The 19,399-nt window shown below is 43.2% G+C and carries 18 protein-coding genes and 1 pseudogene; 11 read left to right on the top strand and 8 right to left on the bottom strand.

Features of this window, described 5'->3' with window-relative positions; all coding sequences use genetic code 11:
- From EQY_RS0103645 to wzzB, 11 genes and pseudogenes are all read left to right on the top strand, one after another.
- A partial coding sequence (locus tag EQY_RS0103645) for a sugar phosphate nucleotidyltransferase (protein WP_000630084.1) occupies positions 1–565 on the top strand: 565 nt, incomplete at its 5' end.
- 4 nt (positions 566–569) lie between these two features.
- Positions 570–1,115 (top strand): dTDP-4-dehydrorhamnose 3,5-epimerase, encoded by a 546-nt coding sequence (rfbC, locus tag EQY_RS0103640; protein WP_001100716.1) that lies wholly within the window; start codon positions 570–572, stop codon positions 1,113–1,115.
- Between the two features lie 15 nt (positions 1,116–1,130).
- Complete coding sequence (gene wzx, locus EQY_RS0103635; RefSeq protein ID WP_000022478.1) at positions 1,131–2,387, top strand: O13/O129/O135 family O-antigen flippase; 1,257 nt, start codon at positions 1,131–1,133, stop codon at positions 2,385–2,387.
- 29 nt (positions 2,388–2,416) lie between these two features.
- Positions 2,417–3,307, top strand: coding sequence for a rhamnosyltransferase (locus tag EQY_RS0103630; RefSeq protein ID WP_001087600.1), 891 nt, complete (start codon positions 2,417–2,419; stop codon positions 3,305–3,307).
- The gene (rfbG, locus tag EQY_RS0103625; protein ID WP_000556554.1) at positions 3,300–4,205 is read left to right on the top strand and encodes a dTDP-rhamnosyl transferase RfbG; all 906 of its coding nucleotides are present in this window, start codon (positions 3,300–3,302) and stop codon (positions 4,203–4,205) included. The genes EQY_RS0103630 and rfbG overlap by 8 nt, the downstream gene beginning before the upstream one ends.
- A 19-nt stretch (positions 4,206–4,224) precedes the next feature.
- Positions 4,225–5,373, top strand: a complete 1,149-nt coding sequence (locus tag EQY_RS0103620) for a hypothetical protein (protein ID WP_001059775.1) — start codon at positions 4,225–4,227, stop codon at positions 5,371–5,373.
- 270 nt (positions 5,374–5,643) lie between these two features.
- Positions 5,644–6,779: pseudogene (locus tag EQY_RS23910) on the top strand (ISAs1 family transposase).
- A 77-nt stretch (positions 6,780–6,856) separates the two neighbouring features.
- A complete protein-coding gene (locus tag EQY_RS0103605; protein ID WP_237712257.1) occupies positions 6,857–8,476 on the top strand; it encodes an LTA synthase family protein in 1,620 nt (539 codons plus the stop codon).
- Positions 8,477–8,610: 134 nt separating this feature from the next.
- Positions 8,611–10,017 (top strand): NADP-dependent phosphogluconate dehydrogenase, encoded by a 1,407-nt coding sequence (gnd, locus tag EQY_RS0103600; RefSeq protein WP_000043469.1) that lies wholly within the window; start codon positions 8,611–8,613, stop codon positions 10,015–10,017.
- 245 nt (positions 10,018–10,262) lie between these two features.
- Positions 10,263–11,429, top strand: a complete 1,167-nt coding sequence (ugd, locus tag EQY_RS0103595) for a UDP-glucose 6-dehydrogenase (protein ID WP_000704837.1) — start codon at positions 10,263–10,265, stop codon at positions 11,427–11,429.
- A 145-nt stretch (positions 11,430–11,574) separates the two neighbouring features.
- Positions 11,575–12,552, top strand: coding sequence for an LPS O-antigen chain length determinant protein WzzB (gene wzzB, locus EQY_RS0103590; protein WP_001261963.1), 978 nt, complete (start codon positions 11,575–11,577; stop codon positions 12,550–12,552).
- 96 nt (positions 12,553–12,648) lie between these two features.
- On the opposite strand, the gene hisIE is transcribed toward wzzB, so the two are convergent.
- The 8 genes from hisIE to hisG all read right to left on the bottom strand — a co-directional run.
- Positions 12,649–13,260 (bottom strand): bifunctional phosphoribosyl-AMP cyclohydrolase/phosphoribosyl-ATP diphosphatase HisIE, encoded by a 612-nt coding sequence (gene hisIE, locus EQY_RS0103585; RefSeq protein WP_000954928.1) that lies wholly within the window; start codon positions 13,258–13,260, stop codon positions 12,649–12,651.
- Positions 13,254–14,030 (bottom strand): imidazole glycerol phosphate synthase subunit HisF, encoded by a 777-nt coding sequence (gene hisF / locus EQY_RS0103580; RefSeq protein WP_000880156.1) that lies wholly within the window; start codon positions 14,028–14,030, stop codon positions 13,254–13,256. The genes hisIE and hisF overlap by 7 nt, the downstream gene beginning before the upstream one ends.
- Positions 14,012–14,749: a 1-(5-phosphoribosyl)-5-[(5-phosphoribosylamino)methylideneamino]imidazole-4-carboxamide isomerase gene (hisA, locus tag EQY_RS0103575; RefSeq protein ID WP_000586430.1), complete on the bottom strand. Its 738-nt coding sequence runs from the start codon at positions 14,747–14,749 to the stop codon at positions 14,012–14,014. Before hisA ends, hisF begins: the two co-directional genes overlap by 19 nt.
- Complete coding sequence (gene hisH / locus EQY_RS0103570) at positions 14,749–15,339, bottom strand: imidazole glycerol phosphate synthase subunit HisH (RefSeq protein ID WP_001103560.1); 591 nt, start codon at positions 15,337–15,339, stop codon at positions 14,749–14,751. Before hisH ends, hisA begins: the two co-directional genes overlap by 1 nt.
- A complete protein-coding gene (gene hisB / locus EQY_RS0103565; protein WP_000080112.1) occupies positions 15,339–16,406 on the bottom strand; it encodes a bifunctional histidinol-phosphatase/imidazoleglycerol-phosphate dehydratase HisB in 1,068 nt (355 codons plus the stop codon). Before hisB ends, hisH begins: the two co-directional genes overlap by 1 nt.
- On the bottom strand, positions 16,406–17,476 hold the full coding sequence (hisC, locus tag EQY_RS0103560; RefSeq protein ID WP_000108974.1) for a histidinol-phosphate transaminase: 1,071 nt from the start codon (positions 17,474–17,476) through the stop codon (positions 16,406–16,408). The genes hisB and hisC overlap by 1 nt, the downstream gene beginning before the upstream one ends.
- The gene (hisD, locus tag EQY_RS0103555) at positions 17,473–18,777 is read right to left on the bottom strand and encodes a histidinol dehydrogenase (RefSeq protein WP_000009582.1); all 1,305 of its coding nucleotides are present in this window, start codon (positions 18,775–18,777) and stop codon (positions 17,473–17,475) included. The genes hisC and hisD overlap by 4 nt, the downstream gene beginning before the upstream one ends.
- A 5-nt stretch (positions 18,778–18,782) precedes the next feature.
- The coding region (hisG, locus tag EQY_RS0103550) for an ATP phosphoribosyltransferase (RefSeq protein ID WP_000696440.1) at positions 18,783–19,399 on the bottom strand (617 nt) is incomplete at its 5' end.

Below are 19,399 nucleotides of genomic sequence, written 5' to 3'. Positions count from 1 at the left end.
TGCACTCGTGCTTGGCGATAATATCTTCTATGGACACGACTTGCCGAAATTAATGGAAACTGCTGTTAACAAAGAAAGCGGTGCAACGGTATTTGCTTATCACGTTAATGATCCTGAACGTTATGGTGTCGTGGAGTTTGATAATAACGGTACGGCAATTAGTCTGGAAGAAAAACCTCTGGAACCAAAAAGTAACTATGCGGTTACTGGGCTTTATTTCTATGACAATGATGTTGTGGAAATGGCGAAAAACCTTAAGCCTTCTGCCCGTGGCGAACTGGAAATTACCGATATTAACCGTATTTATATGGAACAAGGACGTTTGTCTGTCGCTATGATGGGGCGTGGTTATGCATGGCTGGATACAGGAACTCATCAAAGCCTTATTGAAGCAAGTAACTTCATTGCAACAATTGAAGAGCGTCAAGGGTTGAAAGTTTCTTGCCCGGAAGAAATTGCTTATCGTAAAGGATTTATTGATGCAGAGCAGGTGAAGATATTGGCCGAGCCGCTAAAGAAAAATGCTTATGGTCAGTATCTGCTAAAAATGATTAAGGGTTATTAATAAAATGAACGTAATTGAAACTGAAATTCCTGATGTGCTAATTTTTGAACCAAAAGTATTTGGTGATGAGCGGGGCTTTTTTATGGAAAGCTTCAATCAGAAAGTTTTCGAAGAAGCGGTGGGACGGAAGGTTGAATTTGTTCAGGATAACCATTCTAAATCCAGTAAAGGCGTATTACGTGGGCTTCATTACCAGTTAGAACCCTATGCACAAGGAAAACTGGTACGCTGTGTTGTCGGTGAAGTTTTTGATGTTGCGGTTGATATTCGGAAATCATCACCAACATTTGGCAAGTGGGTTGGTGTAAATTTGTCGGCGGAGAATAAGCGTCAATTATGGATACCGGAAGGATTTGCTCATGGGTTTTGCGTTCTTAGTGATGAAGCAGAATTTGTCTACAAAACAAATAATTTCTATTCAAAAATGCAAGAACGTGGGATTTTATGGAGCGACAAAAGTATAAATATAGAATGGCCGGTTCAAAATCCATTGCTTTCTGATAAAGATATTAATGGTCAAAAATTTGTAGATGCTGATTATTTTATATGATAAAGAAATGTAATAATGAGCATAATAAAAAATAGTGTCTGGAACCTTTTTGGCTATGCAATACCAACTTTAATTGCTATCCCCTCGCTAGGATTTCTCGCTCGAGGTTTGGGGCCTGAAGGTTTCGGTGTTTATACAATTGCAATTGCACTTGTTGGGTATGCTGGAATTTTTGATGTAGGCCTGACTCGCTCTGTTATTAGAGAAATTGCAATTCATCGTGATAATCATCATGAAAGAACCAAGGTAATTTCAACAAGTACATCTTTTTTGGTGCTATTTTCATGCTTTGGTGCTTTTTTATTATTGATTTTCTCTGATGGAATCGTTAATTATCTAAAAATTTCTGGTGTTGAACATAGTGATATACAACTAGCATTTAAACTGTTGGCTATTTGCATTCCATTATTTATTCTAAATCAATTATGGTCAGCCATTCTTGAGGGGGATGAAAAATTTGGCATTGTAAATATTCAAAAATCTATATCAAGCTCTTGCATCGCGGGAATTCCGGCCATATTTGTTTTTTATAGTGCTACATTGTCGGCAGCGGTTGCTGGTTTAATATTTGCAAGAGTTATTTCGATTTTAGTCTCTGCCTATTATGTCAGGAATGATATTAAAATTTCGGGGGTTCATTTTTGTTATAAAACCTTTAAACGACTCTTTTTCTTTGGCGGTTGGATGACAGTAAGTAATATCATAAGTCCGGTCATGGTGTATTTTGATCGATTTATAGTGTCAAATATTATGGGGGCAGATAAAGTTGCATTTTATTCTGCACCAGCGGAGGTTATTCTAAAATTAGGAATAATACCTGCAGCAATCGGGAGAGCTGTGTTTCCAAGGTTAAGTAACATTAAAGACTTTAAAGAATTTAAACGTAATGTAAATAAATCATTGCTTTTAATGTTTCTAATCTGTTTGCCGGTGATAATCATAGGCTTGTTGTATTCAGGGCTTGTATTGAAAATATGGTTTGGTGAAAATTACCAAATTAATTCCTTTAAAATATTAAATGTGTTATTGATCGGTTTTTTCTTCAATGCGCTGGCAATGATACCATTCTCTGCAATCCAGGCATTAGGAAAATCTAAAATTACTGCTTTGATTCATTGTGCTGAATTGGTTCCTTATTTAGCCCTTTTGTATTTTATGGTCGAAAAATATGGGTTACTGGGTGCCGCAATATCCTGGAGCATACGTGTAATTTTAGATGCTCTGTTATTACAATGGCTTTATACTAGAATGTGTTCTGTATATGAAGACTAAAATTAACCAATTACTGAGTCACTTGGATAATGAATAGTAATATTTACGCTGTCATTGTGACATATAATCCCGAACTTAAAAATCTGAATGCACTGATTACTGAACTAAAGGAGCAAAATTGTTACGTTGTAGTAGTCGATAATAGTACTAATTTTACCTTGAAAGATAAATTAGCAGACATCGAAAAAGTTCATTTAATTTGTCTTGGTAGGAATGAAGGTATAGCAAAAGCACAAAATATTGGGATTCGATATTCTCTTGAAAAAAGGGCAGAGAAGATAATTTTTTTTGATCAAGATAGCCGTATTCGCAATGAGTTTATCAAAAAACTTTCCTGCTATATGGATAATGAAAATGCAAAAATAGCTGGCCCAGTTTTTATTGATAGAGATAAGTCACATTATTATCCTATTTGTAATATCAAAAAAAATGGTCTTCGAGAGAAAATTCATGTCACTGAAGGACAGACACCGTTTAAAAGTTCAGTAACAATCTCATCCGGAACCATGGTTTCAAAAGAAGTTTTTGAGATTGTTGGAATGATGGATGAGGAACTTTTTATTGATTATGTCGATACAGAATGGTGTCTTAGATGCTTAAACTATGGCATATTAGTTCATATCATTCCTGATATAGAAATGGTTCATGCTATTGGGGATAAGTCAGTAAAAATCTGTGGGATTAACATACCAATTCACTCGCCAGTACGTCGTTATTATCGAGTAAGAAATGCATTTCTTTTGCTTAGAAAAAATCATGTACCTCTTTTACTCTCTATTAGGGAAGTTGTTTTTTCTTTAATTCATACAACTTTAATTATCGCAACTCAAAAAAATAAAATTGAATATATGAAAAAATATATTTTGGCTACGCTGGATGGAATAAGAGGAATTACTGGGGGCGGTCGTTACAATGCATAGTTATGATCAAAAAAGAGTTGCTGTACTCATGGCTACGTATAATGGCGAATGCTGGATTGAGGAGCAATTAAAAAGTATTATAGGGCAAAGGGGTGTAGACCTCTCAATATTTATATCAGATGATTTATCAACTGATAATACATTAAACATCTGTGAAGAATTTAAAGCATTACATCCGTCAATTATAAATATACTTCCTAGCACCGATAAGTTTGGAGGGGCAGGTAAGAATTTTTATAGATTAATTAAAGATGTCGATTTTGAAAATTATGATTATATCTGTTTTAGTGATCAGGATGATATTTGGTATAAAGGCAAAATAAAAAATGCAATTGACTGCTTGGCATTAAATAATGCGGATTGTTATTCCAGCAATGTAATTGCATACTATCCATCAGGGAAAAAAAATTTAGTTGATAAAGCTCAGTTCCAAACTCAATTCGATTATTTTTTTGAAGCAGCAGGTCCAGGGTGTACATATGTTATAAAAAAAGAAACGCTGATTGAATTTAAAAAGTTCATCATAAATAATAAAAATGCTGCACAAGATATCTGTCTGCATGATTGGTTTTTATATTCATTTGCTCGGACGAGAAATTATTCGTGGTATATTGATAGAAAACCAACAATGTTGTACAGACAACATGAAAACAACCAAGTGGGAGCAAATATTAATTTTAAAGCAAAATACAAGCGACTTGGTTTGGTAAGAAACAAGTGGTATCGAAAGGAAGTAACTAAAATAGCTAATATATTAGCTGATGATAGCTTTGTGAAAAATCAATTGGATAAAGGTTATATAGGCAATTTGATCTTGGCTTTAAGTTTTTGGAAGTTAAGGCGGAAAAAGGCTGATAAAATTTATATTTTATTAATGTTGATTTTAAATATTTTTTAAAAAATATCACCTTACGAATATGAATAATATAAATAAAATTTTTATAACATTTTTATGTATTGAACTGATTGTTGGTGGTGGTGGAAGATTACTGGATCCATTGGGGATATTCCCTTTGCGATATTTATTATTTGTATGTAGTTTTATACTCTTAACTTTAAATTTAGTCACATTGAATTTTTCAATTAACCAAAAATGTGTTAGTCTTTTTATATGGTTGCTTTTATTCCCACTATATGGTTTCTTTGTTGGCTTATTAAATGGTAATAAAGTAAATGATATACTGTTTGACGTGCAACCATACCTTTTTATGCTGTCACTTATATATTTATTTACACTAAGCTATACTTTAAAAGTGTTTTTATGTAAAACTTTCATTAAAACAGTTAATGTATTTGCATTATATGGAGCACTATTATACATTTTATACATAATTTTGCTGAATTTGGGCTTGTTAGATTTTAATTTAATTTATAAACAATTATCATTGACTAGCGAGTTTTTTTTTCGTCCCGATGGGGCTTTTTTTTCCAAATCCTTCTACTTTTTTGGTGTCGGTGCGATTATCAGTTTTGTCGACAAAAAATATTTAAAATGTCTCATAATAGTGCTAGCAATATTATTGACGGAATCAAGAGGTGTATTACTTTTTACGACATTATCACTGCTATTGGCCAGTTTTAAATTACATAAACTATATTTAAATACGATTATAATAATATTGGGCTGCGTTCTGTTTATAATAATGCTTTACATGGTCGGATCACGCAGTGAAGATTCTGACTCTGTTAGATTTAATGATTTATTTTTTTATTATAAAAATGTTGATTTAGCGACGTTCTTGTTTGGAGGAGGATTTGGTTCATTTATATTAGATCGATTAAGGATAGAAATAGTACCTCTTGAGATTCTTCAGAAAACAGGTGTTATTGGTGTATTTACATCAATAATTCCTATGTTGCTTATCTTTGTGAAAGGTTATTTTTTAAATACTACAAAAACATCCTTAATGATGTCGTTAATACTTTTTTTCAGTATTACCGTTTCTATAACTAATCCATTTCTTTTTACACCCATGGGGATTTTTATTATAGGAGTTGTAGTTTTATGGATATTTTCTATAGAAAATGTCAAAATTAGTAACAACCTCACTTCTGGAGGTAAATAGTTTATATTAGGGGCTTTTTTATCACTCTTTTAATATTGCTATAATTATTCCTTGTTATAATGAGCAGGAGGCAATCTCTAAATTTATAAATGCATTTCAAAATACATATTCCAACTGCATTTATATACAGGAAAGATAATCAGAAATAATTTTTTTGCACTAAACAATTAGCATTTTATGTTCAGTAATTGTGATATTGCTCAGTAGCAAAAACTATTTATCACTGCTTATATATGATCAAGTGCTCCTTATATAAATAAGGAGAACAAAATGGAACTTGAAAAGCTGATGGAACATATTTCTATTATTCTTGATTATAGACAAGTCTGTAAAGTAGAACATTAATTATTAGGTATCCTGGTGCTGACTATTTTCGCCGTCATTTCCGTGGCTGAAGGATGGAAATATATGGCGGATTTCGGTGAGACTCACCTCGATTTTTTGAAGCAATATGGTGATTTTGAAAATGGTATTCCTGTTCACGATACCATTTCCGGAACTTTATCCTGTATCAGTCCTGCAAAATTTCATGAATGTATTATTAACAGGATCTGTGCATGTCATTCTTCAGATGACATAGACATCATTGTTATTGATGGAAAAACACTGCGGTACTGTTATGATAAAAGTCGTTGCAGGGGAGTGATTCAGGTTATTAGTGCGTTCTAGGCCATGCACAGTCTGGTTCTCATCCAGATCAAGACGGATGAGAAATTCATGAGATTACAGCGATTCCTGAACTTCTTAACATGATGGATATTAAAGGAAAAATTATCACAACTGATGCGATGGGTTGCCAGAAAGATATTGCAGAGAAGATATAAAAACAGGAAGGTGATTATTTATTCGCTGTAAAAGAAAATGAGTGGCGGCTTAATAAATCCTTTGAGGAAAAATTCCCGCTGAAAGAATTAAATAATCCAAAGCATGACAGTTACGCAATTAGTGAAAAGAGTCACGGCAGAGAAGAAATCCGTCTATATATTGTTTGCGATGTCCCTGATGAACTTATTGACTTCACGTTTGAATGGAAAGGACTGAAAAAATTATGCGTGGCAGTCTCCTTTCGGTCAATAATAGCAGAACAAAAGAAGGATCCAGAAATGGCGGTCAGATATTATATCAGTTCTGCTGATTTAACAGAAGAGAAGTTTGCAACAGAGATTCGAAATCACTGGCACGTGGAGAGTAAGCTGTACTGGAGTCTGGACGTGGTAATGAATGAAGGCGACTGCAAAATAAGAAGGGGAAAGGCAGCAGAATTATTTTCAAGGATAAGGCATATCGCCATTAATATTTTGACGAAAGATAAAGTATTCAAGGCTGGGTTAAGACGTAAGCTGAGAAAAGCTGCTATGGACAGAGACTACCTCGCATCAGTCCTTGTGGGGAGCCGACTTTCGTAATCTTGCCCTGGTGGTACAATGCTGAATAAATAGCATTAAAAATTTTAAATAAAATGGTTTAACCCAACATGAACTTTATGAGTATCATTAGAATGATTTTACCTTTCTGTATTTTTTTGAGTATTTTACTTTACTCTGGAAGGGTAGATTGTGTTTTTTTATTTACTATTGAATACACATTTATAAGTGTGGCAATCTTTCTGATAAAAAGAAAGTTTGTAAGAAATGTTTTGTGGGGGATTTATCTCTCTATTTTAGGTGTGCAGGCAGCGTCGCTATTTAGTTCGGGGCAATATTTGATGCCTCTTGCCTTGTCGAATGCTGCAGAAATTGAATCCCTGGGCATTGGCGAGGTAATTAAAGTTTTTTTTGTTTTTATTTTATTTGTTATAGTTTCATTCATTACGATGCCTTCAGGTGCTCTAATCGAGCGTATTAAATATTATAAATCTAATATTCTCTGTATAGGATTATTGCTTGTATGTTCTTTTATAAATACGGGGCCAGTATATGCTTTTTATGAAACGGCAAAATTGTTCTATTTACAGCAAACCTTTAAGCCTAGTAATAAGATCGGAGATGCAGGAAAATCTTTTTTAAAAACAAGTGTTTTTATTAACCCTATAGGAAATAACTACAGTTTCAAAGGCCGTAATGTTATTGTAATATTTACTGAGGGCTTTTCATCTGAAATTATGGGCAGCTCTAAACCTGGAGCATTTTCAGTTACGCCTAATTTAAATAAGTTATCTACTGAAGCACTAAGCTTTAAAAACTATTATAACCATACAGCTGCAACCTTTCGAGGGTTAAGAGGTCAGTTAACTTCTGGTTATCAATTTCGGGATGGCTTTACTGATACTGGTACAGGTATTGGACAATTATCTAACTCAGAAATTGATAATATTTATCTTCACCGTCAAACCTCTTTACCGGATATATTGAAAGAGTATGGTTATAAAAGTTATTTTATAGCATCCACCGAAAAAAACAACCCACTCAACACAATGTTGAAAACACTTAATTTTGATAAAGTTCTTGGTATGGGTGATTTTATTGGTTATCAACGAGATAGAATGACGGATAAGCAAACATTTAATGCACTGCAATATTTTTTACGCTCTCAGGAAAATAAAAAAGAACACTTTTTTATTGGTGTCTATCCATCTGGTACTCATCATGGTCAAGATAGTCCAAATGAAAAATATTTTGATGGTAACAACCCGCTCTACAATAAATTCTATAACTATGATTTTCAGTTAGGGAAATTTGTTGACTTCTTTCGGCGTAGTTCATTTTATAATAATACATTATTAATAATAACGTCAGATCATTCAACATTTCCTTCGACAGAATATAAAAAAGCATTTAATAGCGATTCTCGTTACTTTGTAGGCGAAATACCATTTCTGGTTATTGGAGGAGATATCACTCCTGAAATTTTGGATGCAGACGGTAAAAATTCATTAAGTTTTGCGCCAACAATATTGCACATGTTAGGGATTCAGTATTCAATGAACTATTTTTTGGGATGTTCTCTTTTTGATAAGGAATGCACATCGCCATTTTCACATCTTTCTGCTATTGGTAGTGACTATTTCATTACAAGCAAAGAAAATCATGTTGAACTAATACCAAATAATAGTGATAGTGAATTAATAAAACTTGCTGAACGTTTTTATAATATCAGTGGATAAGTAGATGATTGGGTAAGAAGTAATCGATCTCCTAATTATGAAAAATATGACTGTAAAATAAGATATAAATTAAGCTATTCTTTATCTTAAATAAGCCGCAACCCCGCGGTGACCACCCCTGACAGGAGTAAACAATGTCAAAGCAACAGATTGGCGTCGTCGGTATGGCAGTGATGGGGCGCAACCTTGCGCTCAACATCGAAAGCCGTGGTTATACCGTCTCTATTTTCAACCGTTCCCGTGAAAAGACGGAAGAAGTTATTGCTGAAAATCCAGGCAAAAAACTGGTTCCTTACTATACGGTGAAAGAGTTTGTTGAATCTCTTGAAACGCCTCGTCGCATCCTGTTAATGGTGAAAGCAGGTGCAGGCACGGATGCTGCTATTGATTCCCTGAAACCATACCTCGATAAAGGCGATATCATCATTGATGGTGGTAATACTTTCTTCCAGGACACCATTCGTCGCAACCGTGAGCTTTCCGCAGAAGGTTTTAATTTCATCGGTACTGGTGTTTCCGGCGGAGAAGAGGGCGCGCTGAAAGGGCCTTCCATCATGCCTGGTGGTCAGAAAGAAGCCTATGAACTGGTTGCGCCAATCCTCACCAAAATTGCTGCCGTAGCTGAAGATGGCGAACCGTGTGTTACCTATATTGGTGCCGATGGTGCAGGTCACTACGTAAAAATGGTTCACAACGGTATTGAATACGGCGATATGCAGCTGATTGCGGAAGCCTATTCTCTGCTTAAAGGTGGCCTGAACCTTTCCAACGAAGAACTGGCTCAGACTTTCACCGAGTGGAATAACGGTGAGCTGAGCAGCTACCTGATCGACATCACTAAAGATATCTTCACTAAAAAAGATGAAGACGGTAACTACCTGGTCGATGTGATTCTGGATGAGGCAGCTAACAAAGGTACTGGTAAGTGGACCAGTCAGAGCGCACTGGATCTCGGTGAGCCTCTGTCACTGATCACTGAATCAGTGTTTGCACGTTACATCTCTTCTCTCAAAGAGCAGCGTGTTGCGGCGTCTAAAGTACTGTCCGGTCCGCAAGCACAACCTGCAGGCGACAAAGCTGAATTCATTGAGAAAGTTCGTCGTGCGCTTTATCTGGGTAAGATTGTTTCTTACGCTCAGGGCTTCTCACAGCTACGTGCCGCGTCTGAAGAGTACAACTGGGATCTGAACTATGGTGAAATCGCGAAGATCTTCCGCGCTGGCTGTATCATCCGCGCTCAGTTCCTGCAGAAAATCACTGATGCTTACGCTGAAAATCCGAAGATCGCTAACCTGCTGCTGGCTCCGTACTTCAAACAAATTGCCGACGAATACCAGCAGGCATTGCGTGATGTCGTAGCTTATGCGGTACAGAACGGTATCCCGGTTCCTACCTTTGCCGCTGCGGTTGCCTATTACGACAGCTACCGTGCCGCAGTACTGCCTGCGAACCTGATCCAGGCACAGCGTGACTATTTCGGTGCGCATACTTATAAGCGCATTGATAAAGAAGGTGTATTCCACACCGAATGGTTGGATTAATCTGATTTAATCAGTAATAAACTAAGGCCCGGCATTTATCGCTGGGCTTTTTTTTGCCATAAATCTTATAGACTAAATTTCATTGCTTAATATTAACTTAATAAATATTAGCTATTCTTATAAAGAAAATCTGAATTGTTTTTCGTTGCGTTGACCAGTCATCATCGTAGCGTTAAAACTTTTAACTCTTATCAGGATGCTAAAAACATCATGATTCATAGTTAAGTTAATTCTGAGAGCATGAAATGAAAATCACCATTTCCGGTACTGGTTATGTAGGCCTTTCAAATGGGCTTTTAATCGCACAAAATCATGAGGTTGTAGCATTAGATATTTTACCAGCACGCGTCGCAATGCTGAATGATAGGATATCTCCTATTGTTGACAAGGAGATTCAGCAGTATTTGCAATCAGATAAAATATGCTTTAATGCCACTTTAGATAAAAATGAAGCCTACCGGAATACAGATTATGTGATTATCGCAACTCCGACTGACTATGATCCTAAAACTAATTATTTCAATACATCCAGCGTAGAATCAGTAATTAAAGATGTAACAGAGATAAATCCCCAGGCGGTAATGGTTATCAAATCCACGGTTCCGGTAGGTTTTACCGCCGCTATGCATAAGAAATACCACACCGAAAATATTATTTTCTCCCCCGAATTCCTTCGCGAAGGTAAAGCCCTTTACGATAATCTTCATCCTTCTCGTATCGTGATCGGCGAACGTTCTGAACGTGCAGAGCGTTTTGCCGCGTTATTACAAGAAGGGGCAATCAAACAAAATATTCCGACCCTGTTTACTGATTCAACAGAAGCTGAAGCAATTAAACTTTTTGCTAATACCTATCTCGCGATGCGTGTGGCGTACTTTAACGAACTGGATAGTTATGCAGAAAGTTTAGGATTGAACACCCGTCAAATTATTGAAGGCGTTTGTCTTGATCCGCGCATCGGCAACCACTACAACAATCCATCATTTGGTTACGGTGGCTACTGTCTACCGAAAGATACTAAGCAGCTGTTGGCAAACTATCAGTCTGTTCCCAATAATATTATCTCCGCCATCGTTGAGGCTAATCGTACCCGGAAAGACTTCATCGCTGATGCTATCTTGTCGCGCAAACCTAAAGTAGTTGGAATATATCGTCTGATTATGAAGAGTGGTTCGGATAACTTCCGCGCTTCGTCCATTCAGGGGATTATGAAGCGGATCAAAGCTAAGGGTGTTGAAGTTATCATTTATGAACCAGTGATGAAGGAAGAATCGTTCTTCAACTCGCGACTGGAATGTGACCTCACAACGTTTAAGCAACAGGCTGATGTCATCATTTCTAATCGTATGTCTGAAGAGCTTAAGGATGTAGCAAATAAGGTCTATACCCGTGATCTTTTCGGTAGTGACTAACCTATTGTTATCATGATGGTTTTCTGTACGCACGTCATTTAATGTTTGTGGATTAATTCAGTATTTTTATTGTTACTCCTATAGCATTCATACAGATTATCGCTAAACTATGGCGACCTGAAATTTTCCGTCTGTTAGGGTAATGATGAGAGTTGAAAATAATAATATTCCTGGGCATAACCATGACCCGGAACAGATTGATTTAATTGATTTACTGATGCAGTTGTGGCGTGGGAAGGTGACAATCTTCATCACTGTTATTGTGGCAATCGCTCTGGCTATCGGATATCTGGCGGTCGCGAAAGAGAAATGGACGTCGACAGCCATTGTTACTCAGCCAGATGTGGGGCAAATTGCTGGCTATAACAATGCCATGAATGTTATCTATGGTCCGGCTGCACCGAAAGTGTCGGATTTACAGGAGGCGTTAATTGGTCGCTTCAGTTCTGCCTTCTCTGCATTAGCCGAAACGCTGGATAATCAGGAAGAACCAGAAAAACTAACCATTGAACCTTCTGTTAAAAACCAGCCGTTGCCGTTAGCTGTTTCTTATGTCGGGCAAACTGCGGCGGACGCACAGAAGAAGCTGGCTGAATATATTCAACAGGTTGATGACCAGGTGAATGAAGAGCTGGAAAAGGACCTGAAAGATAATATTGCCTTGGGTATGAAAACCCTGAAAGACTCATTGAAAACGCAGGAAGTGGTGGCGCAGGAGCAAAAAGATCTGCGTATCCGCCAGATTCAGGAAGCGTTGCAATATGCGAATCAGGCACAGTTAGCAAAGCCACAGATTCAACAGACCGAAGACGTAACGCAGGATACGTTGTTCCTTCTGGGTAGTGATGCACTGGAGTCGATGATCAAGCATGAAGCGACCCGTCCGCTGGTTTTCTCTCCTGGCTACTACCAGACTCGTCAAAACCTTTTGGATATCGAAAGCCTGAAGGTTGATGATCTTAATATAAATGCCTACCGTTACGTTATGAAACCCACACTGCCAGTACGTCGCGATAGCCCGAAAAAGGCCATCACACTGATTCTGGCTGTGCTGCTGGGCGGTATGGTTGGAGCGGGGATTGTGCTGGGGCGTAACGCGCTGCGTAATTACAACGCGAAATAATCTTTTTAGCTTTAAAGAATACGGGCAGGGTGGTGACACCGTGCCCGTTTTTTGTTGCCGATGTGACAACAACATCACATCCAGTCAGCCTGCAACTCACTGATGCCGCTTGCGTAAGTTCTCAATCACCGTCGTTAAATCCAGATCCTGATCCTGCAACAGCACCAGCAGGTGATACATCAAATCCGATGCCTCGTTGGTCAGCTCAAAGCGGTCATGTACCGTTGCTGCCAGTGCGGTTTCCACACCTTCTTCACCCACTTTCTGTGCGATACGCTTGGTGCCACTGGCATACAGTTTGGCAGTGTAGGAGGTTTCCGGATCGGCAGATTTGCGCTCGGCGAGCAGTTGTTCCAGTTGATACAGGAACAGCCACTGGTGAGCGGTGTCGCCGAAGCAGCTGTTGGTGCCTTTGTGGCAGGTTGGGCCGATGGGATTCGCCAGCACCAGTAGTGTGTCGTTGTCGCAGTCCGGCGCAATGCTCACTACGTTGAGGAAATTGCCCGATGTTTCGCCTTTGATCCACAGTCGCTGTTTAGTGCGCGAGAAGAAGGTAACTTTGCCGCTCTCTATGGTTTTATCCAGGGCTTCCGGGTTCATGTAGCCCAGCATTAACACTTCGCCGGATACCGCGTGTTGCACGATTACCGGCATCATCCCGTCGGTTTTTTCCCAGTCAAGTTCGCGACGTTGTTGTTCTGTTAACATATCCTGATCTCCACGCCCTGTGTTGCCAGGTACGCTTTTAATTCACCAATATTGATTATTTGTTTGTGGAATACGGAAGCAGCCAGCGCGCCGTCAACGTCGGCATCGCGGAAGGCTTCGAGGAAGTGTTCCATAGTGCCCGCGCCACCGGAGGCAATCAGCGGGACGTGGCAAACTTCACGCACTTTTTTCAGCTGCTCGAGATCGTAACCGTTACGCACGCCATCCTGATTCATCATATTAAGAACGATTTCTCCGGCACCGCGTTTTTGCACTTCCTGTACCCAGTCGAGCGTTTCCCACTGGGTAACGCGGGTGCGGCTTTCATCGCCGGTATATTGATTCACATGATATTTACCGGTTTCGGCGTCGTACCAGGTGTCAATGCCGACCACAATACACTGCACGCCAAAACGATCTGCCAGACGAGTAATTAATGTCGGGTCCGCCAGCGCAGGGGAGTTGATGGAGATTTTATCAGCGCCAAAAGAAAGAATTTTCGCGGCGTCATCCAGAGACTTAATCCCACCCGCCACGCAGAAGGGAATATCGATCACTTCCGCCACGCGAGATACCCAGCTTTTATCTACCACCCGTCCATCGCTGGAAGCGGTGATATCATAGAACACCAGTTCGTCAGCGCCTTCTTCGGCGTAGCGTTTTGCCAGCGGTACAATATCGCCAATGATTTCATGGTTGCGAAACTGTACGCCTTTCACCACCTGACCATCACGAACGTCGAGACACGGAATTATGCGTTTTGCCAACATGCGATGGCCTCCTTCACGGTAAATTTACCTTCCAGTAATGCCCGACCAACTATTACGCCGCGCACACCAGTACCACGCAGAGCCGCGACATCACCAATGTCGCCAATGCCGCCGGAGGACTGAAATGCCACCTGCGGATATCTGGCGCACACTTCTTCATATAAAGAGACGTTCGAACCTGCCAGCGTGCCGTCGCGCGAGATATCGGTACACAGTACATGTTTCAGGCCGACAGGTAGATAAGTTTCCACCAGTTGTTCCAGTGAAACGCCCGAGTTTTCTTGCCAGCCGCTCACTGCCACCTGTTTGTTGCCTTGCTCGTCAATGCGTACATCCAGCGCCAGCACCAGCGCATCGGCACCGAAGCGTTCAAACCATCCTTTCACCACGTCAGGTGATTTTACCGCAGTGGAGCCGACGACCACGCGGGCAACGCCTGCGTCCAGTAATGCTGCCACGTCTTCTTCGCTACGCACGCCGCCGCCAACCTGCACCGGAACGTTAACGCCCGCGACCAGCGTTTTAATCAGGGGGATTTGGCGTTTAGCCGGATCTTTTGCCCCGGTCAGATCCACCAGATGCAGCACTTCGGCACCCTGCGCGGCGTAATCCTGTAAGCGTGGCAGCGGGTCGTTACCGTAATCACGCTGCTTGCCGTAATCGCCCTGATGGAGACGCACCACGGTGCCGTCGATTAAATCTAATGCCGGAATAATCATTACATCTCCAGGAAGTTTTTCAGCAACTTAGCGCCAGCGGCACCAGAACGCTCCGGGTGGAACTGCACGCCGTAGAAGTTATCTTTTTGCACCGCAGCGGTGAACGGTTCGCCGTAATTACATTGGGCGATGGTCCACGGATTGACCGGCATCGCGTAGCTGTGAACAAAGTAAAAGTAAGCGCCGTCTTCAATTCCCTGAAAAAGACGGTTGCCTGCCTGCGGGTAAACGCGATTCCAGCCCATATGCGGCAGCGGCAGACCAAAGTCGGTCATTTTCGGCACATCCTCGTCGATGATGCCCAGCAAATCGACGCCGTTGCTCTCTTCGCTGCGTCGTCCCAGCAGTTGCATCCCTAAGCAGATGCCCAGCACCGGTTGAGTACAGGCTTTGATGAGATCAAACAGTTCACGCTCACGCACCTGATCCATCGCCGCTTGTGCTGTGCCGACGCCGGGTAAAAACAGTTTATCGGCCAGCAACACTACGTCCGGATCACGGCTGACTTTCGGTTCATAGCCGTGACGCGCAATAGCAGACTTCACCGAGTTCAGGTTGGCGCAGCCGGTATCAAGGATCACCACGTTCATTACAACACTCCTTTCGACGAGGGTAAGGTGTCGCCTTCCACGCGGATGGCCTGGCGCAGGGTGCGACCAAAGGCTTTGAACAAGCTCTCTACACGGTGATGATCGTTTTTACCTTTGGTTTTCAGGTGCAGGGTCACGCCCATGGTGTAAGAGAGCGAACGGAAGAAGTGCTCGATCATTTCAGTGCTGAGATCGCCCACGCGCTGGTAGGTAAATTCGGCTTTATATTCCAGGTGCGGGCGACCAGAGATATCCAGCGCGCAGCGGGCAAGGCATTCGTCCATCGGCAGCACAAAACCGAAGCGGCAAATACCGCGTTTGTCGCCGAGGGCGATTTTTAACGCTTCGCCCAGCGCCAGGCCGGTATCTTCGACGGTGTGGTGATCGTCAATATAGAGGTCGCCTTTGACGTTGATTTCCATACGGAAGCCGCCGTGGGTGGCGATCTGATCCAGCATGTGATCAAAGAAGCCAACGCCGGTGTTAATTTTGCTGCCGCCTTCGCGATCCAGCCACACCTGAACGTCAATCTGCGTCTCTTTGGTGTTGCGTACCACGTGAGCGTAACGATCACGTTTGGTGAGTTGCTCGCCAATCATCGGCCAGTTCAGGGTTTCGCGGTTGTAGCGTAAACCATTAATGCCCATGTTTTCTGCGAGTTGAATATCGGTCGCGCGATCGCCAATCACATAACTGTTGGCACGATCCATTGCTTGTTCAGCCAGGTAACGCTCCACCAGTTTTACTTTCGGTTTACGGCAGACGCACTCATCTGCGGGCAGGTGTGGACAAATCAGCACTTCATCAAACTGAACGCCTTGTGAGGTGAAGATCTGCATCATCAGGTTGTGCGGGCCATCGAAATCCGCCTGCGGGAAACTTTGCGTCCCCAGACCATCCTGGTTGGTGATCATCACCAGTTTATAGCCCGCCTTTTGCAGCTTCAGCAGTTCCGGGATCACGCCTGGTTCAAAGGCGAGTTTGTCAAAACGGTCCACCTGAAAATCACTCGGCGGCTCGCTAATCAGGGTTCCATCGCGATCGATAAAAAGATACTTCTGACTCATCAAACTTGCTCCGCACGTAAGGCGTCAATGACGCGCTGGCTTTCTTCACGGGTTCCGACGGTAATTCGCAGGCAGCCGCTTAAAGAGGGTTGTTTATTCTGATCACGTAAGATAATGCCCTGATCCCACAAAGATTTAAACACCGCGCTGGAGGCTTTAAAGCGCGCCAGAATGTAGTTGGTTTCGGAGTCGAAAACCTGCTCCACGCAGGGAATTTCTTTTAGCGCGGCAATCAGGTATTCGCGTTCTGCAATAATTTGCGCCACCCGTTCGCGCATGGCGATGATTCCCTTCTGGCTTAACGCCTGTGCGGCAATGTCGGCAACCGGCGTCGAGAGCGGGTAGGGGGCGATCACTTTCATTAACAGGTTGATGACTTCTTCGTTTGCCAGCGTAAACCCGCAACGAAGACCCGCCAGAGCGAAGGCTTTCGAAAGGGTGCGCAAAATAGCCAGGTGCGGATATTCCGCCAACCAGCCAGCCAACGATGCCTGTGGGCAAAATTCAATATAAGCTTCATCGGCGACCACAATGGCTTTACCGCGCGTTAACTCCAGCAACGTGCGAAAATCCTGCGGGTTGATCAGTTGCCCGGTTGGGTTGTTGGGGCTGCAAACGTAGACCACTTTCACGCCGTCCAGCTTGTCGGAAATCCCCTGCAAGTCCAGTTGCCAGTTTTCCAGCGTCGGCACCGTGCGGCACTCGACGCCAATGGTTTCGGCGCTAACGCTGTACATGCCGTACGTTGGCGGGCAGTAGAGGATGGCGTCTTTGCCTGGTTCGCAAAAAGCGCGAATCAGCAGTTCAATACCTTCGTCCGCGCCACGGCTGACCAGCACCTGCTCCGGTTTCACGCCTGCATACTGCGCATAATTTTCAATGACCGCTTTCGGCTGACATTCCGGGTAGCGGTTGAGCGTTTGCTGTGTTAGCTGAAACTCGACGGCTGTGGGATATTCGTTGGCGTTCAGCCAGACATCGCCGTTACCACCCAGACGACGCGCCGACTGATACGGCGTCAGGTTGCGAACGTTTTCACGCGCTAAATCGGTAATAGTCACGGTGCTCATGCTTGCTCCTTAAGGGCGTTAACACGCAAAGTAACGGCATTTTTGTGGGCGGTCAGGCGCTCGGCGGCGGCCAGCGTTTCAATGGTCGAAGCTAGCGCGGAAAACCCTTCTTTTGACAGTTCTTGCACGGTCATGCGCTTCTGGAAATCCGCCAGGCCGAGGCTGGAACAGGTGGCGGTATAACCGTAAGTCGGCAGCACGTGATTGGTGCCGGAGGCGTAGTCGCCCGCCGATTCCGGTGACCAGTCACCAAGAAATACCGAACCGGCACTGGTGATACTATCGACCAGTTCACGGGCGTTGCGGGTCTGAATGATCAGATGCTCCGGGCCGTACTGGTTGGAGATCTCTATGCACTGCGCTAAATCGTTGGTCACGATCAGGCGACTGGCGCTCAGTGCCTGACGTGCGGTTTCGGCACGCGGCAGTTCTGCCAACTGGCGTTCGACGGCTTCGGCAACGCGACGCGCCATATCAGCATCGGGAGTCAGCAAAATCACCTGTGAATCCGGGCCGTGTTCTGCCTGGGAGAGTAAATCAGAAGCGACAAAATCCGGTGTTGCGCCGCTGTCGGCAATGACCAGCACTTCCGACGGGCCTGCGGGCATATCGATCGCCGCACCGTCCAGACGCTGGCTAACCTGACGTTTTGCTTCGGTGACAAAGGCGTTACCCGGCCCGAAGATTTTGTCCACTTTTGGCACGGATTCAGTACCAAACGCCAGTGCGGCAATGGCCTGCGCGCCACCGACGTTAAACACTTCTTGTACGCCGCACAGCTGCGCTGCGTAGAGGATCTCATCGGCAATCGGCGGCGGTGAGCACAGCACGACTTTATTGCAACCCGCAATACGCGCCGGAGTCGCCAGCATTAATACGGTTGAGAAAAGCGGGGCGGAGCCGCCAGGAATATACAAACCAACCGAAGCCACCGGGCGCGTGACCTGCTGGCAACGCACGCCTGGCTGAGTTTCGACATCTACCGTCGGTAGTTTCTGGGCATTATGGAAGTTTTCAATATTCTTAACTGCCACCGCCATCGCCTGTTTCAGGTCGTCGCTCAGGCGTTCGCAGGCTGCGGCAATTTCCTCAGTAGTTACTTTCAGCGCGGTAACCGTGGTTTTATCAAACTTCGCGCTGTATTCCCGTAAGGCGTCATCGCCGCGAGTTTTCACGTTATCTAAAATTTCACGGACGGTACGGGTGATGCTTTCAGAGGCGGAGATCGCCGGGCGCATTAACAGTTGGCGTTTTTGCTCCGCAGTACAGCTATTCCAGTCAATGATTGTGTTAAAGCTCATGGCTATTACTCCATCATCTTCTCAATTGGCAGAACCAGAATCGAGCTGGCGCCCAGTTCCTTCAGTTTTTCCATGGTTTCCCAGAACAGGGTTTCGCTACTGACCATGTGCATTGCTACGCGCTGTTGGTCACCCGCCAGCGGCAGAATTGTTGGGCGTTCTGCGCCAGGTAGCAGGGCGATGACATCATCCAGACGTTCGGTCGGTGCGTGCATCATGATGTATTTCGATTCGCGCGCCTGGATCACGCCCTGAATACGGGTTAGCAGTTTGTCGATCAGTTGCTGTTTGGATTCTTCCATTTCGCCATCGCGCTGGATCAGGCAGGCCTTCGAGCGGTAGATAACTTCGACTTCGCGCAGGCCGTTGGCTTCCAGCGTGGCGCCGGTGGAAACCAGATCGCAAATCGCATCCGCCAGTCCGGCGCGCGGAGCCACTTCGACAGAACCGTTCAGTAAGCAGGATTTAAAAGAGATACCTTTCTGGTCGAGATAACGTTTGAGCAGGTGAGGATAAGAGGTGGCAATACGTTTACCGTTTAAGGAGAGCGGGCCGTCCCAGGCTTCATCAACCGGCGTTGCCAGCGAAAGGCGGCAGCCGCCGAAATCCAGACGACGCAGGG

This window comes from Escherichia sp. TW14182, assembly GCF_000208525.1.
Taxonomy (GTDB): domain Bacteria; phylum Pseudomonadota; class Gammaproteobacteria; order Enterobacterales; family Enterobacteriaceae; genus Escherichia; species Escherichia ruysiae.
Note: the sequence above shows the minus strand (reverse complement) of the source record. Positions and strands in the feature narration are given on the sequence as shown.

Excerpts from the sequence above, each read along its gene's own strand:
- rfbC (WP_001100716.1), top strand. The coding sequence starts at position 570 with ATGAACGTAATTGAAACTGAAATTCCTGATGTGCTAATTTTTGAACCA.
- wzx (WP_000022478.1), top strand. The coding sequence starts at position 1,131 with ATGAGCATAATAAAAAATAGTGTCTGGAACCTTTTTGGCTATGCAATA.
- EQY_RS0103630 (WP_001087600.1), top strand. The coding sequence starts at position 2,417 with ATGAATAGTAATATTTACGCTGTCATTGTGACATATAATCCCGAACTT.
- rfbG (WP_000556554.1), top strand. The coding sequence starts at position 3,300 with ATGCATAGTTATGATCAAAAAAGAGTTGCTGTACTCATGGCTACGTAT.
- EQY_RS0103620 (WP_001059775.1), top strand. The coding sequence starts at position 4,225 with ATGAATAATATAAATAAAATTTTTATAACATTTTTATGTATTGAACTG.
- EQY_RS0103605 (WP_237712257.1), top strand. The coding sequence starts at position 6,857 with ATGAGTATCATTAGAATGATTTTACCTTTCTGTATTTTTTTGAGTATT.
- gnd (WP_000043469.1), top strand. The coding sequence starts at position 8,611 with ATGTCAAAGCAACAGATTGGCGTCGTCGGTATGGCAGTGATGGGGCGC.
- ugd (WP_000704837.1), top strand. The coding sequence starts at position 10,263 with ATGAAAATCACCATTTCCGGTACTGGTTATGTAGGCCTTTCAAATGGG.
- wzzB (WP_001261963.1), top strand. The coding sequence starts at position 11,575 with ATGAGAGTTGAAAATAATAATATTCCTGGGCATAACCATGACCCGGAA.
- hisIE (WP_000954928.1), bottom strand. The coding sequence starts at position 13,260 with ATGTTAACAGAACAACAACGTCGCGAACTTGACTGGGAAAAAACCGAC.
- hisF (WP_000880156.1), bottom strand. The coding sequence starts at position 14,030 with ATGTTGGCAAAACGCATAATTCCGTGTCTCGACGTTCGTGATGGTCAG.
- hisA (WP_000586430.1), bottom strand. The coding sequence starts at position 14,749 with ATGATTATTCCGGCATTAGATTTAATCGACGGCACCGTGGTGCGTCTC.
- hisH (WP_001103560.1), bottom strand. The coding sequence starts at position 15,339 with ATGAACGTGGTGATCCTTGATACCGGCTGCGCCAACCTGAACTCGGTG.
- hisB (WP_000080112.1), bottom strand. The coding sequence starts at position 16,406 with ATGAGTCAGAAGTATCTTTTTATCGATCGCGATGGAACCCTGATTAGC.
- hisC (WP_000108974.1), bottom strand. The coding sequence starts at position 17,476 with ATGAGCACCGTGACTATTACCGATTTAGCGCGTGAAAACGTTCGCAAC.
- hisD (WP_000009582.1), bottom strand. The coding sequence starts at position 18,777 with ATGAGCTTTAACACAATCATTGACTGGAATAGCTGTACTGCGGAGCAA.